Origin of the sequence: Prochlorococcus marinus CUG1438 (genome assembly GCA_017644325.1) — a bacterium.
GTDB classification, from domain to species: domain Bacteria; phylum Cyanobacteriota; class Cyanobacteriia; order PCC-6307; family Cyanobiaceae; genus Prochlorococcus_A; species Prochlorococcus_A marinus_AA.
The window spans coordinates 537,286-554,273 of sequence record JAEPLS010000001.1; the positions used below are offsets into that span (position 1 = coordinate 537,286).

A 16,988-nucleotide genomic window follows, 5' to 3' on the forward strand; every position below is an offset into this window, starting at 1 on the left:
TGGATACTAAAAATTGGTTGTCATCAATTCATTTTGCTGAAAGCAAGGCAAACATTATGACCACCAAAGCCGAAGGAATTAGAAAGAGCAACTCCTACTTGAGCTTCTCTTGCATTATTTGGTACATAATCAAGATCACAATCAGGATCTGGATTGACGTAGTTAATTGTAGGAGGGATAAAATTATGTGTCAAAGAAAGTATACAAGCTACTGCTTCTATACCTCCTGAACCTCCTAGAAGATGACCAGTCATCGACTTAGTAGAGCTTACAGGAATAAGGTAAGATCTGTCTCTAAATATTGATTTAATTGCAGAAGTTTCATTTTTGTCATTAGCTGATGTACTCGTTCCATGAGCATTAATGTAATCAATTTTGTCAAGGCTTAGAGAACTTTCTTCAACTGCTAGTTTGATCGCTTCTGCGCCTCCAACCCCGCCAGGTGATGGAGCAGTAATGTGATGAGCATCACAAGTTGTTCCATATCCAATAATTTCAGCATAAATTCTTGCATCTCTTTTTTGTGCATTTTCTAAGGTTTCTAAAACAAGAATTCCAGATCCCTCTCCAATAACAAATCCATCTCTCTCTGCATCGAAAGGTCTGCTCGCTGTTTCGGGACTTTCATTTCTGAAAGAAAGAGCTTTAGCACTAGCAAAACCAGCTACTCCAAGAGGAGTAATACTGGCTTCTGCACCTCCACAGATCATTGCATCTGCTTTGCCTAGTTGGAGTAATCTAAATGAATCGCCGATTGCATTAGAACCAGCAGCGCAAGCAGTGGAAACAGAGGAACTTGGTCCTTTTGCACCCAAGGCTATGGCTGCTAGTCCAGTTGCCATGTTTGGAATCATCATTGGAACTGTAAATGGACTTACTCTTTTTGGTCCTTTATGACTCAAAATCTGAGCTTGACTTTCCATAGTTAGTAAGCCTCCAACACCAGAGCCAATAATCACTCCAATTCTTGATTCATTAGCTTCAGTAATTTCTAGTCCAGAATCACTAAAGGCTTGCTTTGCTGCAATAACTCCAAACTGGGAAAAACGATCCCATCTTTTGGATTCCTTAGCTTCAATAAAATTTTCAGATTGAAGATTTTTAACTTCTGCTGCAAATTTGCAAGGATGGTTTTCAGGATCAAAGAGAGTGATACCCGAAACTCCATTCATACCTTTTTGAAGACTGAGTAAATATTCATCAATGTTGTTACCAATTGGAGTAACTGCTCCGATACCGGTGATAACTACTCGATGGAAATTTGGCATCCTTGATTAACCTTTTTTTTCTTCTATGAATTTCACTGCGTCGCCTACTGTTGCGATACCTTCAGCGGCTTCGTCAGGAATTTCAATATCAAATGCTTCTTCTAGAGCCATTACTAATTCAACGGTATCTAGAGAATCAGCACCCAAATCATTTTGGAAATTTGAATCTGATTTTACTTCTCCCGCTTCAACGCTTAATTGCTCTGAAACAATAGAACAGACTTTTTCGAGGATTTCTTGTGACATAGTTTATGGAAATTACTAATTATCTATAAGATTTTATGCCCTAGAGTTAACAAGAGTGAAGCATATCTTAATTTTTTTAATTTCTTTGTAAGACAATAGTATTATATAACCAGGTTCAAAAGACAATTTTTACATGTCACACGCAGTTAAAATTTATGACACTTGCATTGGATGTACCCAATGTGTAAGGGCTTGCCCACTTGATGTTTTAGAGATGGTTCCTTGGGATGGCTGTAAAGCTGGCCAAATTGCCTCATCACCTAGAACTGAAGATTGTGTAGGCTGTAAAAGATGCGAAACTGCTTGTCCAACGGATTTCTTGAGTATTCGTGTTTATTTAGGAGATGAAACCTCTAGGAGTATGGGCTTAGCATATTAGATTTATAGTGCAGTTTTAAGAGAGTCCATGCTTTAAGAAATACGCGTTTTTTTTCAATATAATTGAAAAAAAATTACTATATGTGCGGAATAGTTGCTGTAACTGGTTATAAAAAAGCCTTACCATTATTAATGAATGGTTTAGAAAAACTTGAATATAGAGGTTATGATTCAGCAGGAATAGCAGTTATTAATCCTGAGACGAATTCAATAAGTTGTAACAAAGCAGAGGGAAAACTTATTAATTTAAAAGTTAATCTTAACGAAAAAAAGATTCCTGGTACTGTCGGAATAGCTCATACTCGTTGGGCAACTCATGGAAAACCAGAAGTTAAAAATGCCCACCCTCACATCGATAGTACAGGAGCAATTGCAGTTGTTCAGAATGGAATTATTGAAAATTTCCAAGATTTGAAAAATAAATTAGAAAAAGAGGGTATAACTTTTAATTCTGATACAGATACTGAGGTAATTCCTCATTTAATTCAAAGAGAATTAAAGACATTAAGTAAATTGAAACTTGAAAATAACGGTTCAACATTATTAGTAGCTGTGAGAAATGTGATATCTGATTTAGAAGGGTCCTATGCTTTAGCAGTTTTGTGGGCTGGTGCCCCAACATCACTTGTAGTTGCAAGAAAACAAGCACCTTTGATTATTGGTTTGGGTGAAGGAGAATTTATTTGTGCAAGTGATACTCCAGCTATTGCCAATTTTACAAATATTATTCTTCCTATGGAGGATGATGAAATAGCTTTATTAACTCCTCTTGGAATAGAAATATACGACTCAAACAATGAGAGACAATATCGAAATCCTGTTTCCCTGAAAGTCTCAGAGCAAATCATTGATAAGATGAATTTCAAACATTTCATGTTAAAAGAGATATACGATCAGCCGGAAACTGCAAAAAATTGGTTGAAAAATTATTTAATACAAAATTCAGAAAATGGTCAATATCAAATCAACTACCCCTTTGATACAAAGTTTTTTGACTCAATCGAGAGAATTGAAATTATTGCTTGTGGAACAAGTAAGCACGCTGCCATGGTGGGTAGCTTTTTACTAGAACAATTCTCAGGAATCCCTACAAATGTTTTTTATGCTAGCGAATTTCGTTACTCACCACCCCCACTGCTGCCAAATACATTAACTATTGGAGTTTCTCAATCTGGAGAAACTGCTGATACTATTGCGGCTATTGATATGGAAATCAAACGGAGGTCCGAGATTAAAGATGAAAAATTTAGACCTAATCTTATTGCAATAACCAATAGAAGAGAGAGCTCTATAGGAAGACAAGTTTCAAACATAATCGATATTTGTGCAGGGATAGAAGTGGGTGTTGCTGCAACAAAAACTTTTTTTGCACAATTACTTTCTTTTTATGGATTAGCTATACACTTTGCGCAGATTAAAGGTAGTCAAAGTCCTGATGAAATAGAAAAATTAATAAAAGAGCTTCTAAAACTCCCTCCATTACTAGATGATCTTCTAGAAAAACATGATCAATCATCTGAAAAGTTAGCACATGACTTTTTTAATATTAAAGATGTTATTTTTTTAGGAAGAGGCATAAATTATCCAATTGCTCTTGAAGGGGCATTAAAACTTAAAGAAATTAGTTATATACATGCAGCTGGATATCCAGCTGGTGAAATGAAACATGGTCCAATCGCGTTGTTAGATAAAAAAGTGCCAGTAATTTCTATTGCTTCTCCTGGTGAGGTGTTTGATAAAGTTATTAGTAATGCTCAAGAAGCAAAAGCTAGAGATTCATATTTGATTGGAGTTGCACCTGAATGTAATGGAACTGAAATTTTTGATTATTTAATGCAGATTCCTTCTGCTAATGAATGGGTTACACCCTTACTTAATATAATTCCTCTTCAATTATTGAGTTATCATATTGCAGCTCACAGAGGGCTTGATGTTGACCAACCAAGAAACTTAGCAAAAAGCGTAACTGTGGAATAAGATCAATGACTATTAGTTCTTTGAAAAAACAAGATAAATCCAATAATGTTTTTAAATTGAATTAATCTGATGATGATGAAATTATTCCTGGAGCTGGTTTGCCTAATTTAAATAAAATAATTTACGAAAAATATAAATTTCAAAGTTCTAAAAGCCCCTTGGGGGGGGTTATTATCAAGAATCTATTTTTAATATCTACCTCTGGAACGATTTCAGACACAAAAGGAACTAAAACTTCTTTATCTGTGTCAATAAGTTTTACTTTTAATAAACTATTTTTTTCATTATCAAAGTCGCAGACTTCTCCAATTACTTTGTATTCCTTATTTTCAAATATTTTTACTTTTAAGTTAATTAGTTGAGATATATGAAACTCTCCTTCCTCTAATTTAGGAATATCATCAGTTTTTATCAGAAATTTATAATTTTTTAGACTTTCGGCTTGCGTTCTGTTATCGACATTTTTGAATTTAACTATAAAAATTTCTTTACCCGGTTGCTTAAATCCTGAAATTAATTCAAATAATATAGGCTTTTCTTGATTTTTGCGTAACCATCTTTGGCCTGGTTTTGTGAATCTTTCATCAAAATCACTTAATGATTTAATTTTTAGTTTTCCATCTAATCCGTGTACAGATGTTATTACTCCAACAACCAACCAATCATCATTATTTAACATAAACTAGGATAATAGTATCAATTTAGTATGGAAATTAAAAGCAAACCAATACTTCCTGGTTCTGAGGTAATTGTAAAAGATGTTACTTCCATTTATAGAGGATATAAAGGATTTGTACAGAGAGTTACAAAAAAAAGAGCAGCTGTTCTGTTTGAAGGAGGTAATTGGGATAAACTCATTACTTTTCAGCTAACTAATCTAGAAATAGTATAAAAATTAGATTTTACCAATAGTTATAAATTTTTCTATTAAAACTCTAGCTGCATTTGTTTCGGCTTGTTTATGAGATTTGCCTACTGCCGAGGATTCTTTTTTCCCTTCGATGAAAATATCGCAGGAAAATCTTTTAGGATCTCCATTGATTCTAGAAACTTCGATAATTTTATAGACTGGCAAATCAAAACCTTTACTTTGACACCACTCTTGTAACACTGTCTTAGATTTGAATTTATACGGAGCTTTTAAAAATATTTCTGAATCTTCTTCCCAAAAATCATCTAGCCATATATTTACTTCTTGAATTGAGTTAAAGCACTTGTAGAGTGCACCGATTAAAGCTTCTGTGGCTTCTCCAATAATTGTGTTTTTTGAATTTTCATCACCAAGAGCTTTAGGTCCTTTAATTATTAATTTCTCTATTCCAATTGATTTTCCTAATTTAGTTAACCATTCATCACTTACAATTTGAGCTCTTAGCTCTGATCTCTCGCCTACGCTCATTTGAGGATATTTTTTTTCAATAAAGTTTGATGCAGCTAATCTGAGGACTGCATCTCCAAAGAATTCTAATTTTTCGTAATTTATTATTTTGTCAGCTGAAGAATGGATTAATGCCTGATTAAAATCTTGAATTACTGAAATATTCTCTGTTCTAATTATTTCAGAAAATCTCTTTGATCTAATTTTTAAAGACTTTAAAAAAGTAATTATTAGATTAATTCTCGTTTCGTTTATCTTATTTGTCATATGATTTTAATAATCACAACAATTAGAAAGCAGGTCATAAGCCGGGTTCTGTTCATCTTTTATAAGATGGGCAATCATCTATCTAGGGCTGGAATTACTTCACAGTCTCAAGCGGCGCTTATAAGTTGATCATGCAGTGGTCATAGATCTCCTAAACCTTGCTCCCAGCCGGGGTTTACCTAGCCAACACCTCTCAATGTTGCTGGTGCGCTCTTACCGCACCCTTGCACCCTTGCCATACATAAAGTATTAGGCGGTATGTTTCTGTGGCACTATCCTCACGGTTACCCGCACTGGGAATTACCCAGCAAGCCTGACCACGTGGGAGCCCGGACTTTCCTCAAAAAAGTTTTATTTTGGAAACAAAATAAAACTTTTTTGCGATTGCCTCTCCTGCTTTCATTTAGCATAATGCTTATTACTCCAAAAATCATCTATTGGGGCTGTAGCTCAGCAGGATAGAGCAACGGTTTCCTAAACCGTAGGTCGTGGGTTCGACTCCCGCCAGTCCCGTTAAAGTAATAAACTATATGTAGTATATGTGCAAACTTGCTACTCTCTAGCTAGCGTATAAATAGTAATAAATCTTTTATGGCTAAGTTGCATGATATGCGCTTAAAACTCTTAATTCAACAAGAGCACGAACGTATTACTAAATCCCAACCTAATGATTTAGACCTTTCAATAGTTCAAGCAAGATGCTTATGTTGGCTTGCTTTATTGGCAGAAGCTCATGAAGACCAAGCAAATGATGCTGAAAAAAGAGGAGATGCTGAACAGGCAATGGGTTGGTTTGCTGATTCTATGAGATTAAGAGATGTTATTAATTTGGTTACTAGTATTGAGATACCTTTGCCTGATAGTCCAGATTCACTTGATGAAAATGACGAATTATTGGATGGCCCTACAATTATGCCCAAATAATGAGATGATATAAGAAGAGTTATTTTTTCTTTTGACTGAAGAACCTTGTCAATGTCCTGATTGTCAGAGATTTTATAGTGAACATGATCGTCTAATTAGAGAATTTCCTACTTTTAAGCAGCAACAGGAATTAAACTGGACATCTATTCAGTCTTTCAGAACCCTTTGCAGCAAAGTCACTGATGAGTTGCAGAGTAAATTATCTGAAAGAGAATCTAATGAAGATAAAGCTCTAGATGAAAACCATATTTCTGACATTGAAATTACTGAGGCCTTAGATGAACTTGAAAGTGTAAATGCATATTTATATGCAATTGAGGCTTTGATGGAACGAATTTTTGATACAAAAATTTCAAACAATATTGAATCAAAATTTAAAGAAATTGCAAACGAATTAGCACCTGACCCATTAAATGTAGATAGACTAATTTTAAATAGATTATTTCATCAGACTCCTGATTTCCCAGATAAGAAAAATATTAATTAGTTAATTCTTCGACATCACAAACAATCTCTACAGGCATAGGAGAAACCTTCCAAATTGATTTGCAGTACTCTCTAATAGATCTATCTGATGAGAAATAACCAGATCTTGCAGTATTTAATAATGCCATTTTATTCCAAGATTTTTTATTGTTCCAGCATTTACTGACCTCATCCTGTTTATTTAAATAGTCTTCGAAGTCAGCCATAACAAAAAATGGATCATGACCGGTTAAGCTATTCAATAAAGGTTTAAATAATTCTTTATCGCCATTACTAAAGTGTCCGATTTCAATTAAACGTAATACTTCTTTTAGTTCTGGACATTGATCAATGAAAGTTTTTGGCGAGTAATTATTATTTTTTAAATCCATAATTTCACTTTCAGTTTTTCCAAAAAGAAAGAAATTCTCTTTTTTCACTAGATCTCTTAACTCAACGTTAGCTCCATCTAAGGTTCCAATAGTCAATGCTCCATTCATAGCAAACTTCATATTTCCAGTTCCAGATGCTTCTTTTCCAGCAGTTGAAATTTGTTCTGAAAGATCTGTTGCAGGATAAACTATTTCACCAAGCTTTACATTATAGTCAGGTAAAAAAACAACTCTTAATAGCCCGTCCATATCTGGATCAGAATTTACTACATCAGCAATACCATTAATAAATCGAATCATTAGTTTGGCCATGAAGTAACCTGGTGCAGCTTTACCTCCGAATATTATTGTTCTTGGGACTTCGTAGTTATTTGTACCATTTTTGATTCTTAGATATTGAGCAATTATTTGTAAAGCATTCAAGTGTTGTCTTTTATATTGATGAATTCTTTTTACTTGAACATCAAATAAACTTGATGGATCAACAAGTATTCCTGTTTTTGAATGGATAAAACTAGATAATTTTCGTTTTCCGTTTAATTTGGTTTCTTCAAACTTCTGTAAAAAGTTGCTATCATCTTTTTTCTCTTCCAATCGCTTGAGAAGTTCCATATTGGTAATCCAATCAGGACCAACTTCTTTTTCTAGAAGGCTAGATAAAGATGGGTTTGAGAGGGCGACCCATCTTCTTGGGGTGACTCCATTAGTAACATTTGTAAATTTTTCTGGCCACAATTCTGCAAATTCAGGAAGAAGTTGTCTTTTTATTAAATCTGAGTGGAGAGCAGCTACTCCATTTACATGATGAGCTCCGATTGTGGCTAAATGAGCCATTCTTACTGATTTAGAGCCTTCTTCATCAATTATTGAAAGCTTTTGAAGGATTTTGTCATCGCCTGGATAACGTAATCTTAATTGTTGTAGAAATCGCCAATTAATTTCATAAATAATTTCTAGATGTCTTGGTAGGAGATCACTAAAGAGACCCAAATCCCATTTCTCTAAAGCTTCTGGAAGTAAAGTGTGATTAGTATAAGCAACTGATGAGGTTGTTATGTTCCAAGCTTTATCCCAACCTATTTGATATTGGTCGATGAGAAGTCTCATTAATTCTGCTACTGCAATAGCTGGATGAGTATCATTTAGTTGAACTGTCCAATGTTCAGAGAATTTTGTTATTGGTATTGATCTTTTTTCAAGACTTCTCAACATATCCTGCAGAGAACAACTTACAAAAAAGTGTTGTTGTTTCAGTCTTAATCGTCTTCCTTCATCAGTGCCGTCGTTTGGGTATAGAACTTTTGAAAGGGTTTCTGACGCAACTTTTTCTTCTACTGCTCCATAATAATCTCCTATATTAAAGGCATAAAAATCGAAGCTTTCTGTTGCATCAGCTCTCCATAATCTTAGTCTGTCACATGTATTTACTCTGTATCCTAAGACTGGAACATCATGAGGTACTCCAATAGCATGTTCTGAAGGTATCCATCTTGATCTGTAGTTTCCCTTATCATCTCTATAACTTTCTGTTCTGCCTCCAAAACCAACGAAACATGATTCGTCAGGTTGTGGAAGTTCCCATGGCCATCCACCTTTTAACCATTTATCAGTTACTTCAACTTGCCATCCATCTCTAATTAATTGATTGAATATACCAAATTCATATCTAATACCATAACCAACAGCAGGAACTTGTAGAGATGCAAGTGATTCCATATAGCATGCTGCAAGTCTGCCAAGTCCACCATTGCCTAATCCAGGTTCTTCTTCAACTTCAAGAATTGTTGACAATGATTCGATGCCAAATCTCTTTAAAGCATCTTCAGCCTCTTGAGTTATTCCAAGATTGAGAAGATTATTACTTAATTGAGGGCCTATTAAAAATTCTGCTGATAAATAGGCGACTGTTTTTTGTGGTTTTTTTCTTATAACTTCTTGACTAGCTAAATATCTTGTCATTAGCCTATCTTTCACTGCGTAACTCAAAGCCATATACAAGTCGTGAGGACTTGCAGAGGTTGCTAATTTTCCAAGAGTATAAAATAAATGAGCCGTCATTCCTTGGAAAACTGCATCAGAATCCATGCCAGCTTTCTCAGGATCTAAGTAGCATCCTGGAGTAGGCAAACGTAGATCAAAGGGTTCGTTGGAATTCATTGGATTAGCCATATACCAGACAATAGCCATTTTTTTGAAAATTTCTTTGTTGTAACTTCAGATCCACACTTGTTGAGTATTTTTGCTTTTTTCTTACATATTTCTCTAAGTGGGCCCTCAATAAACTATCTTCCAAATAGGAAGTTTATTTTTTTACACTTACGATGTACTCTTTAATTGCTGAATTAAGTGCACATGATTTAGAAGTCGCTGAAACCTTGATCGGTGTTATAAGATTTCTATTGATCTTTTTAGCAGCCAGAGCATTAGCAGAAGTATTAGTAAGACTTAGTTTGCCAACGATTGTAGGTGAGCTTCTTGCAGGAGTTGTTATAGGAGCATCAGGATTCCATTTATTAATACCTCCTACAGCTGGAACTGAATTAAATGAGGGACTTGTAAATGTTATTAGTTCATTAGCTTCAATCCCCCCTGAAGCTGTACCTGATGTTTATTTCGAAAGTTTTCCCTCTCTTCAAGCAGTAGCAACTCTTGGTTTATATGCACTTTTATTTTTAACAGGATTAGAAAGTGAGTTAGAGGAATTGGTAGCTGTGGGTGCGCAGGCTTTTACTGTCGCAATGGCTGGGGTGATTTTACCTTTTGCATTTGGAACTCTAGGATTAATGTTTATTTTTCAAGTAGATCTAATCCCAGCAGTTTTTGCTGGAGCATCTATGACAGCCACAAGTATAGGAATAACTGCAAGTGTTTTCGGTGAATTAGGATATTTGAAAACTAGGGAAGGACAGATTGTTATTGGGGCGGCAGTGCTAGATGATATTTTGGGAATTGTTATTTTGGCAGTAGTTGTAGCTCTTGCTTCGGGAGGTTCTTTAGAGATTGCTCCTATTGTTAAATTAGTTGCAGCAGCTGTAGTGTTTGTTATTGCTGCTATCGCATTAAGTCGAACAGCAGCGCCAGGATTTGATTGGTTATTAGATAGACTAAAAGCACCTGGGGCTGTAGTAGTAGCATCTTTTGTGATACTTGTCTTATGTTGCTTTGTCGCAACAGCCATTGGATTAGAAGCCGCTCTAGGTGCTTTTGCGGCTGGATTGATTCTTAGTAGTTCTAAAAATAATCATGCAATACAACAATCTGTTTTACCTTTAGTATCCCTATTCGCAACAATTTTCTTCGTATTAGTAGGAGCTGGAATGGATTTATCAGTTATTAATCCCCTTGATCCAACAAGTAGGTCAGCTCTAGTAGTCGCAGGATTTTTATTAGTTGTAGCAATTATTGGAAAAATTGCGGCAGGATGGGTATTTTCCAGTGACAAACCTACAAATAGATTAGTTGTAGGTTTGGGTATGATGCCTAGAGGAGAGGTGGGTTTAATTTTTCTTGGACTAGGAACAAGCGCTAAGTTGTTAACTCCTTCTCTTGAAGCAGCTATTTTATTAATGGTTATAGGAACTACATTCCTTGCACCTGTTCTCTTGAGAATTGTTTTAAAAGATAAGCCCCCAAATGATGGTAATAAAATTTCAGATGATGTTGCAGCTGATCCTGTAGGTCTTCTTTAGGAAATAAGTTTATTAGAATCAAAGAACAAAAGATTTTAATAAATGGAAAAATCAGCTCTAATAGATAGTGATGTAAATTATGACTGGAATTTTTTAAATTACCCAATACATACTGTCTCAGCCAACCCTGAACAAACATCAAATAATTACGCAATTTTATTAATTCATGGTTTCGGTGCTTCTACGGAGCATTGGAGATTTAATATCCCTGTTTTGAGTACAAAATACGAAGTTCATGCTATGGACTTACTAGGTTTTGGAAAAAGTCCTAAGCCTCAAGACGTCGAATACTCAGGATCTTTATGGAAAGACCAGGTTGTCGCTTATGTAAAAGAGAAAATAAAAAAACCTACAATTGTTGTTGGAAATTCATTAGGTGGTTATGCAGCATTAGCAGCTGGTGCAGAATTAAATGAGCTAAACGCAGGAGTGATATTACTTAATGCTGCTGGATATTTTAGCGAAGAAAAAACTATCAAAAAGAATATGTTGCAAACTTCAATTGAAACAGTTGCCGGCATATTTTTGAAAAATATTGTTTTTCAACGTTTGATTTTTGAGAATATGAGGAATCCAAAAAATATTAAAAAAACTTTGAATCAAGTTTATGTTGATAAAAAAAATGTTGATGATTTTTTAGTTGAGTCAATAAGGAAGCCTTCGCTAGATTTCGGAGCTTTTAATGTTTTTAGAAGTGTATTTAACCCATCAGGTCCTCAGGGGTTGCCGTTGGATAAGTTATTCGCAAAGCTAAATGCACCATTATTACTTCTTTGGGGAGGGAAAGATCCATGGATGAATACTCCAAAAAAAAGGAATCTATATAAAAAATTTACACCAAAGAATACAAAAGAAATTATTCTTGATGCAGGACATTGCCCTCATGATGAGATACCTGAATTAGTTAATAAGCATATTTTGGATTGGGTTGATTCTCTTTAAGTAATAATTGTGAAACTTGAATTATCTAATCAAGACCAAGGTATTTTTGTCTTTCAATTAGATAAAAATAACTACATTAAATTCTGTCCAGAAAGAGGAGGCGTTATTACAAATTGGGTTTCGGATGGTAATGAAATACTTTATTTCGATGAAAAAAGATTTACGGACAAGACAAAAAGTATTAGGGGGGGTATTCCAATCTTGTTTCCAATATGTGGAAGTCTCAATACCTCTAGTTCAGTATTTGGAAATGATTATTTGCAATTACCACAACATGGTTTCGCTAGGGATTTGCAATGGCAATACGCCTTCAACGCAAATGAAAAGTTTTTATGCTTATTCTTAAATGCATCTAAAAAGACCAAAAAATATTATCCTTTCGATTTTGAACTTAGAATAGACGTTATCTTAAAGATTAACTGTTTAGAATTTGAAATTACAATCCATAATAAAACAGACTTTGCTATGCCTATAAATTTTGGTTTGCATCCTTATTTTAATGTTTCAGATTTAAAGAATTTAGATTTTATTGATAATCCACTTAATTGTCAGGATCAAGAAAGAAACATTATTAGTAATACTTTTGATGAATTAAACAAAATTAATTTAGGAGTTGATCTGCTTATGTATACTTCCGGTAGAAGCTCTTTTCGAGATAATATTTTTAAAAGAGAGGTCACTTTAAATCATCCATATCCTTTCGATATAGGCGTTATTTGGAGTGATCCTCCAAGAAGAATGATATGTCTCGAACCCTGGACTAGTCCAAGAAATTCTTTTGTTGATGGATTTAGAAAAATTATGATTCCTTCAAATGATAGAAAGAGGTTAAATGCCTCAATACAAATAAAATCACTTAAGTAATCATGCAATAATTATGAAATTTGTAGTTATAGATGATGATCCAACAGGCTCTCAAACTGTTCACGATTGCTTATTACTGCTCAAATGGGACTACTCAACTTTAGTCAAAGGTTTTGAATCTAAATCTAATTTATTTTTTATTTTGGCTAATACAAGGTCACTTTCTGAAAATGATGCGAAATTAACAATAGAGGAAATTTGCAAAAATCTAAAGACTGTTATTGCTTCACAAGCGTATGAAGAAATTATTTTTATAAGTAGAGGAGACTCTACTCTTCGAGGGCATAACTTTTTAGAGCCAAGTACTCTAAATAGTTGCTTAGGTCCTTTTGATGCTACTTTTCATATTCCAGCTTTCATAGAGGGTAAAAGATTAACAATTAATGGATCTCATTTTGTAGATAAAGTCCCTATAAGTCAAACAATTTTTGCAAAAGATAAAATTTTTGGATATCAGACAAGTAATATAAAGAATCTTTTATTTCAGCAGAGTAAATCTCAAATAAATTTTAAAGATATTCAAAATCTTTTATTATCAGATATCGAAATGCTAAATGATGAAGAAAATAATATTGTTTTTAAAATATTAAAAAACTTGAAGAATAATAAACATGTAATCGTAGACGTAGAAAATTATTTTCAACTAAAAAAATTTTCTCTAGTAATTAAAAAATTAATTAAACACAAAAAATTCCTTTTTCGAACTGCAGCAAGTTTTATAAGTTCAATTTCTGAGAAAAAAAGTCTCTTTCAGGGGCAAATATTTTTCTCTAGTTTAAGAATAAGAAATAAAGAAAAGAGTTTTCTTCCAGGACTAATAATTGTTGGATCTTATGTAGAACTTTCAACAATTCAATTGAATAATTTATTAGAGACAAGTAATTGCTATCCAGTTGAATTAGATGTTTTCGAATTCTTTAGAATTACTTCATCAGATAATAATCAGAAGCGAAGAAATTTGTTTAAAAATAAATTTTTGAGAGAAATTAGATATTCTTTCGAGAAAGGAAAAACTCCTGTTTTGTTTACTTCAAGAAAGTTTATGTCCTTAGATTCTTATGAACTATTTAATTTTTATAATTTACTAGCTTGTTTTATTGCTGAAATAGTCGCAGATTTGAAGTATGAAATAGGATATTTGATTTCGAAAGGTGGAATAACAACAAATTTGATTCTTAGTAATGGACTTAATGCAGATTATGTTTATCTTGAAGGACAGATTTTAGCAGGCATTTCAGTAGTAACTTACAACCTAAAAAATGGCCAAAAACTTCCTATTGTTACTCATCCTGGAAACATTGGTACAAAAGATTCATTGGTTAATATTTGGAAAGTTTTTGAAAATAACAATAATTTTCAAAATTAGAAATTAGATATAATTTCTTCAGCAAAATTGCTACAGGATAAGGGCTCTACTTTTGGTTCCATTAAGCGTGCTAAATCATAGGTGACTTTTTTTTGCTCTATTGCCTCACTTAAACCATTAGTAATTAAGTTAGCTGCTTCATTCCAACCAAAATATTCAAGCATCATTACACCACTAAGAATTACTGAGCCTGGATTAATCTTGTTTAAGCCTGCATGTTTTGGAGCGGTACCGTGCGTAGCTTCGAAAATTGCTGCATTATCTCCAATATTTGCACCGGGAGCCATACCGAGGCCCCCAACAATTGCTGCAGCTGCATCAGAAACGTAGTCACCATTAAGGTTTAATGTTGCAAGAATTGAATATTCTTGAGGTCTAGTTTGAATTTGTTGAAATATACTATCAGCTATACGATCATCAATAAGAATAAGTTCTCTCCATTTTCCATCTCCGTGAGAATTTGATATTGATGCAATAACTTCTTTAATTTCTTCGCAAATGAATGCTTTTTTGTTATTTGTAAGCTTGTCAAAACCGGGTTCAATTTTTCGTGCATTATCTTCAATTGTTATTTCTGGATTTTTCTGAATATTATCTAAAATCCAGCTTTCTCTTTCTGTAATGCAATCTTTTCTAAATTCATTTACTGCTAATTCATATCCCCAATCTCTAAATGCACCTTCTGTGTATTTCATAATATTCCCTTTGTGTACAAGAGTCACATGCCGTTTATCTCCTGATAATCTTTTAGCATGTTCAATAGCTTTTCTAATATGCCTTTGGCTACCAGATTTACTCACCGGTTTTATTCCAATACCTGATCCGTTTGGTATGGATCTATTTTTTAAATTTTTACTTTTTGGTATGACAACGTTATTTAAGTGGTCAATTAATTCAAGACAATTATTATCCTCTGCTTCCCATTCAATTCCCATGTAGATATCCTCAGTATTTTCTCTGTAAACAATAACGTCTAAATTTTGGGGATTTTTGTGAGGGCTTGGAGTTCCTGAATAATATTTGCATGGTCTAACACAACTATATAAATCAAAGATTTGCCTTAATGCAACATTAAGAGATCTAATCCCTCCGCCGATGGGAGTAGTTAAAGGACCTTTGATGGCTACACCAAAGTGTTTAATTGCTTCAATAGTATCTTGAGGGAGATAATTATATGTTCCATAAAGTTCACAAGCTTCATCGCCTGCATAGACTTTAAACCAATTAATTTTTCTTTCATCCCCATAGCTTTTTTTAATCGCTGAATCAAGAACGATTTGAGTAGCAGGCCAAATATCAACTCCAGTACCATCACCCCTAATAAATGGGACAATTGGATTATTAGGAACATTTGGTTTGCCTTGATTGAAAGTTATTATCTCGCCTTCATTAGGTAAAGTTAATTTTTCAAATTTTGGCATAGCATTGAATTAATAAAAGATAACTCATTGAATTTCCTCGTATTGTAATTTGCGAAGAGTTATTTTCTTTAAAACCTAGAAATTTATTATCCAAATGTGAATAGAGAATACGTTATTGATCAGCATTTCAACATCTTTATTAAAAGAAAAAGTAGTTAATAAGCAAGTTAAAGCAAATTATGTCATTTTCAAAAAAATACTCAGCTACTTATGAATGCAAGTTCAAATGTAAGTAATGTTGAAATAGCTAATAAAATTGCTTCTACTGCAGCTTTGTTTCGGAAATATTTTCCGGATGCAAGCGTAAACTTTAGTCCCTGGGACAATTCAAATAATGAATACATGCGAGATACTATTGATTTTGCGTTTCATTTCCCTGGTTGGAGTCCTCTTATTGAATGTAGAGCAATACTCCTACAATTAAGAATTGAAAATGATAATAATGATAGAGTTCCGAAATTGTTGGGAATAATAATGCGAGGTATGATTGTTCCATCCGAGAGATGGAGAGTTGCTACAATCGGTGATTGGGAAATGACTGGCACTCATCTTCCGCAAAAGGAACAAAAAGATAACCTTTTTTTGGTTTGTAAAGAACTCTATAAGCTATTCTCTACAACATCCGCTGGTAACAAAAATTAGCTGTTTTATGTATTTTCCTTGTAGATTAAATACACTTACAAAAATCATTCAAGATATATGGCAGTCGCTCTTGCAGGACAATTAAGAGAAGGGACAAAAAAATCCCACACAATGGCAGAAAATACCGGCTTTGTAGCTTGTTTTTTAAAAGGAGTTGTTGAAAAAAAATCTTATAGAAAATTAATTAGTGATTTATATTTTGTTTATGAAGCTATGGAAGAAGAAATTGAAAGACTGGTCAATGAGGAACATCCCGTAATAAAACCTATAGGTTTTAAATCGTTATACAGGAAAGAAACCCTTGTAAACGATCTTAAATTTTATTTTGGTGAAAACTGGAAGAATGAAATTAATATTTCTCACTCAGCAAAAGAATATGTTGAAAGAATCCGAGAAGTCTCAAAAAATTCACCAGAGCTATTGGTTGGTCACCACTACACTCGCTATATAGGAGATTTATCTGGGGGACAAATTTTGAAAAGGATTGCTAAAAAAGCATTAAATTTGAAAGGAAATGATGGTTTAAATTTTTATGAGTTTGAATTAATTGCTGATGAAAAGAAATTCAAGGAAGAATATTCTCTTACTTTGAACCAACTTCCAATTAATCAAAAGACTGCTGATCAAATAATTGATGAAGCTAATCAAGCTTTTACTTACAATATGAAAATGTTTAAGGAGCTTGAAGGTAACTTGATTGCTGTTTTAGGCAAGATTGTATTTAATTACATTACAAAAAAAGTAAGGAAAGGAAGCACCGAGACCTAGT

Annotated in this window: 17 protein-coding genes, 1 tRNA gene and 1 other RNA gene; 12 read left to right on the forward strand and 7 right to left on the reverse strand. The window is 33.6% G+C overall.

Annotated features, from left to right (window positions below; genetic code table 11):
* Positions 1–23 precede the first annotated feature (23 nt).
* Entirely contained in the window at positions 24–1,268 is a 1,245-nt protein-coding gene (fabF, locus tag JJ847_02950; GenBank protein ID MBO6959844.1) for a beta-ketoacyl-ACP synthase II, read from the reverse strand.
* A 6-nt stretch (positions 1,269–1,274) separates the two neighbouring features.
* A complete protein-coding gene (gene acpP, locus JJ847_02955) occupies positions 1,275–1,514 on the reverse strand; it encodes an acyl carrier protein (protein MBO6959845.1) in 240 nt (79 codons plus the stop codon).
* A 133-nt stretch (positions 1,515–1,647) separates the two neighbouring features.
* Between acpP and psaC the strand changes: the two genes are divergently transcribed.
* The gene (gene psaC / locus JJ847_02960; protein ID MBO6959846.1) at positions 1,648–1,893 is read left to right on the forward strand and encodes a photosystem I iron-sulfur center protein PsaC; all 246 of its coding nucleotides are present in this window, start codon (positions 1,648–1,650) and stop codon (positions 1,891–1,893) included.
* Between the two features lie 80 nt (positions 1,894–1,973).
* Positions 1,974–3,869, forward strand: a complete 1,896-nt coding sequence (glmS, locus tag JJ847_02965; protein ID MBO6959847.1) for a glutamine--fructose-6-phosphate transaminase (isomerizing) — start codon at positions 1,974–1,976, stop codon at positions 3,867–3,869.
* A 139-nt stretch (positions 3,870–4,008) separates the two neighbouring features.
* Here glmS and rimM read toward each other — a convergent pair whose 3' ends face one another.
* On the reverse strand, positions 4,009–4,548 hold the full coding sequence (gene rimM / locus JJ847_02970; GenBank protein MBO6959848.1) for a ribosome maturation factor RimM: 540 nt from the start codon (positions 4,546–4,548) through the stop codon (positions 4,009–4,011).
* Positions 4,549–4,575: 27 nt separating this feature from the next.
* On the opposite strand from rimM, the gene JJ847_02975 reads away from it, so the two are divergent.
* Positions 4,576–4,761, forward strand: coding sequence for a DUF3252 domain-containing protein (locus JJ847_02975; protein MBO6959849.1), 186 nt, complete (start codon positions 4,576–4,578; stop codon positions 4,759–4,761).
* 3 nt (positions 4,762–4,764) lie between these two features.
* Here JJ847_02975 and JJ847_02980 read toward each other — a convergent pair whose 3' ends face one another.
* Together JJ847_02980 and rnpB are read right to left on the reverse strand one after the other, a co-directional pair.
* A complete protein-coding gene (locus JJ847_02980) occupies positions 4,765–5,514 on the reverse strand; it encodes a ribonuclease III (protein MBO6959850.1) in 750 nt (249 codons plus the stop codon).
* 21 nt (positions 5,515–5,535) lie between these two features.
* Positions 5,536–5,915: RNase P RNA component class A (rnpB, locus tag JJ847_02985), an RNA gene on the reverse strand.
* A 38-nt stretch (positions 5,916–5,953) separates the two neighbouring features.
* Between rnpB and JJ847_02990 the strand changes: the two genes are divergently transcribed.
* The 3 genes from JJ847_02990 to JJ847_03000 all read left to right on the forward strand — a co-directional run bounded on the left by JJ847_02990 (position 5,954) and on the right by JJ847_03000 (position 6,925).
* A tRNA-Arg gene (locus tag JJ847_02990) sits at positions 5,954–6,027 on the forward strand.
* A gap of 78 nt (positions 6,028–6,105) precedes the next feature.
* Positions 6,106–6,438 (forward strand): hypothetical protein, encoded by a 333-nt coding sequence (locus tag JJ847_02995; protein MBO6959851.1) that lies wholly within the window; start codon positions 6,106–6,108, stop codon positions 6,436–6,438.
* Positions 6,439–6,469: 31 nt separating this feature from the next.
* Positions 6,470–6,925, forward strand: coding sequence for a hypothetical protein (locus JJ847_03000; protein MBO6959852.1), 456 nt, complete (start codon positions 6,470–6,472; stop codon positions 6,923–6,925).
* On the opposite strand, the gene JJ847_03005 is transcribed toward JJ847_03000, so the two are convergent.
* On the reverse strand, positions 6,918–9,464 hold the full coding sequence (locus JJ847_03005; GenBank protein ID MBO6959853.1) for a glycogen/starch/alpha-glucan phosphorylase: 2,547 nt from the start codon (positions 9,462–9,464) through the stop codon (positions 6,918–6,920). The genes JJ847_03000 and JJ847_03005 overlap by 8 nt on opposite strands.
* Before the next feature lie 152 nt (positions 9,465–9,616).
* Here JJ847_03005 and JJ847_03010 point away from each other — a divergent pair, with 152 nt between their 5' ends.
* Genes JJ847_03010 through JJ847_03025 form a run of 4 tightly spaced genes read left to right on the forward strand, consistent with a single transcriptional unit; the run spans position 9,617 to position 14,156 of the window.
* A complete protein-coding gene (locus tag JJ847_03010) occupies positions 9,617–10,984 on the forward strand; it encodes a cation:proton antiporter (protein MBO6959854.1) in 1,368 nt (455 codons plus the stop codon).
* A 42-nt stretch (positions 10,985–11,026) separates the two neighbouring features.
* The gene (locus JJ847_03015) at positions 11,027–11,926 is read left to right on the forward strand and encodes an alpha/beta fold hydrolase (GenBank protein MBO6959855.1); all 900 of its coding nucleotides are present in this window, start codon (positions 11,027–11,029) and stop codon (positions 11,924–11,926) included.
* Positions 11,927–11,935: 9 nt separating this feature from the next.
* Positions 11,936–12,790: a galactose mutarotase gene (locus JJ847_03020; protein MBO6959856.1), complete on the forward strand. Its 855-nt coding sequence runs from the start codon at positions 11,936–11,938 to the stop codon at positions 12,788–12,790.
* Positions 12,791–12,803: 13 nt separating this feature from the next.
* Positions 12,804–14,156: a hypothetical protein gene (locus JJ847_03025; protein MBO6959857.1), complete on the forward strand. Its 1,353-nt coding sequence runs from the start codon at positions 12,804–12,806 to the stop codon at positions 14,154–14,156.
* On the opposite strand, the gene JJ847_03030 is transcribed toward JJ847_03025, so the two are convergent.
* Positions 14,153–15,577 carry an NADP-dependent isocitrate dehydrogenase gene (locus tag JJ847_03030; protein ID MBO6959858.1) on the reverse strand — a complete coding sequence of 475 codons (1,425 nt, stop codon included), beginning with the start codon at positions 15,575–15,577 and terminating at the stop codon, positions 14,153–14,155. The two genes, JJ847_03025 and JJ847_03030, sit on opposite strands and share 4 nt — an antisense overlap.
* 210 nt (positions 15,578–15,787) lie before the next feature.
* On the opposite strand from JJ847_03030, the gene JJ847_03035 reads away from it, so the two are divergent.
* Both JJ847_03035 and JJ847_03040 read left to right on the forward strand, forming a co-directional pair.
* Entirely contained in the window at positions 15,788–16,219 is a 432-nt protein-coding gene (locus JJ847_03035) for a hypothetical protein (protein ID MBO6959859.1), read from the forward strand.
* Between the two features lie 57 nt (positions 16,220–16,276).
* Positions 16,277–16,987, forward strand: a complete 711-nt coding sequence (locus tag JJ847_03040) for a heme oxygenase (biliverdin-producing) (protein ID MBO6959860.1) — start codon at positions 16,277–16,279, stop codon at positions 16,985–16,987.
* Position 16,988: the final 1 nt, after the last annotated feature.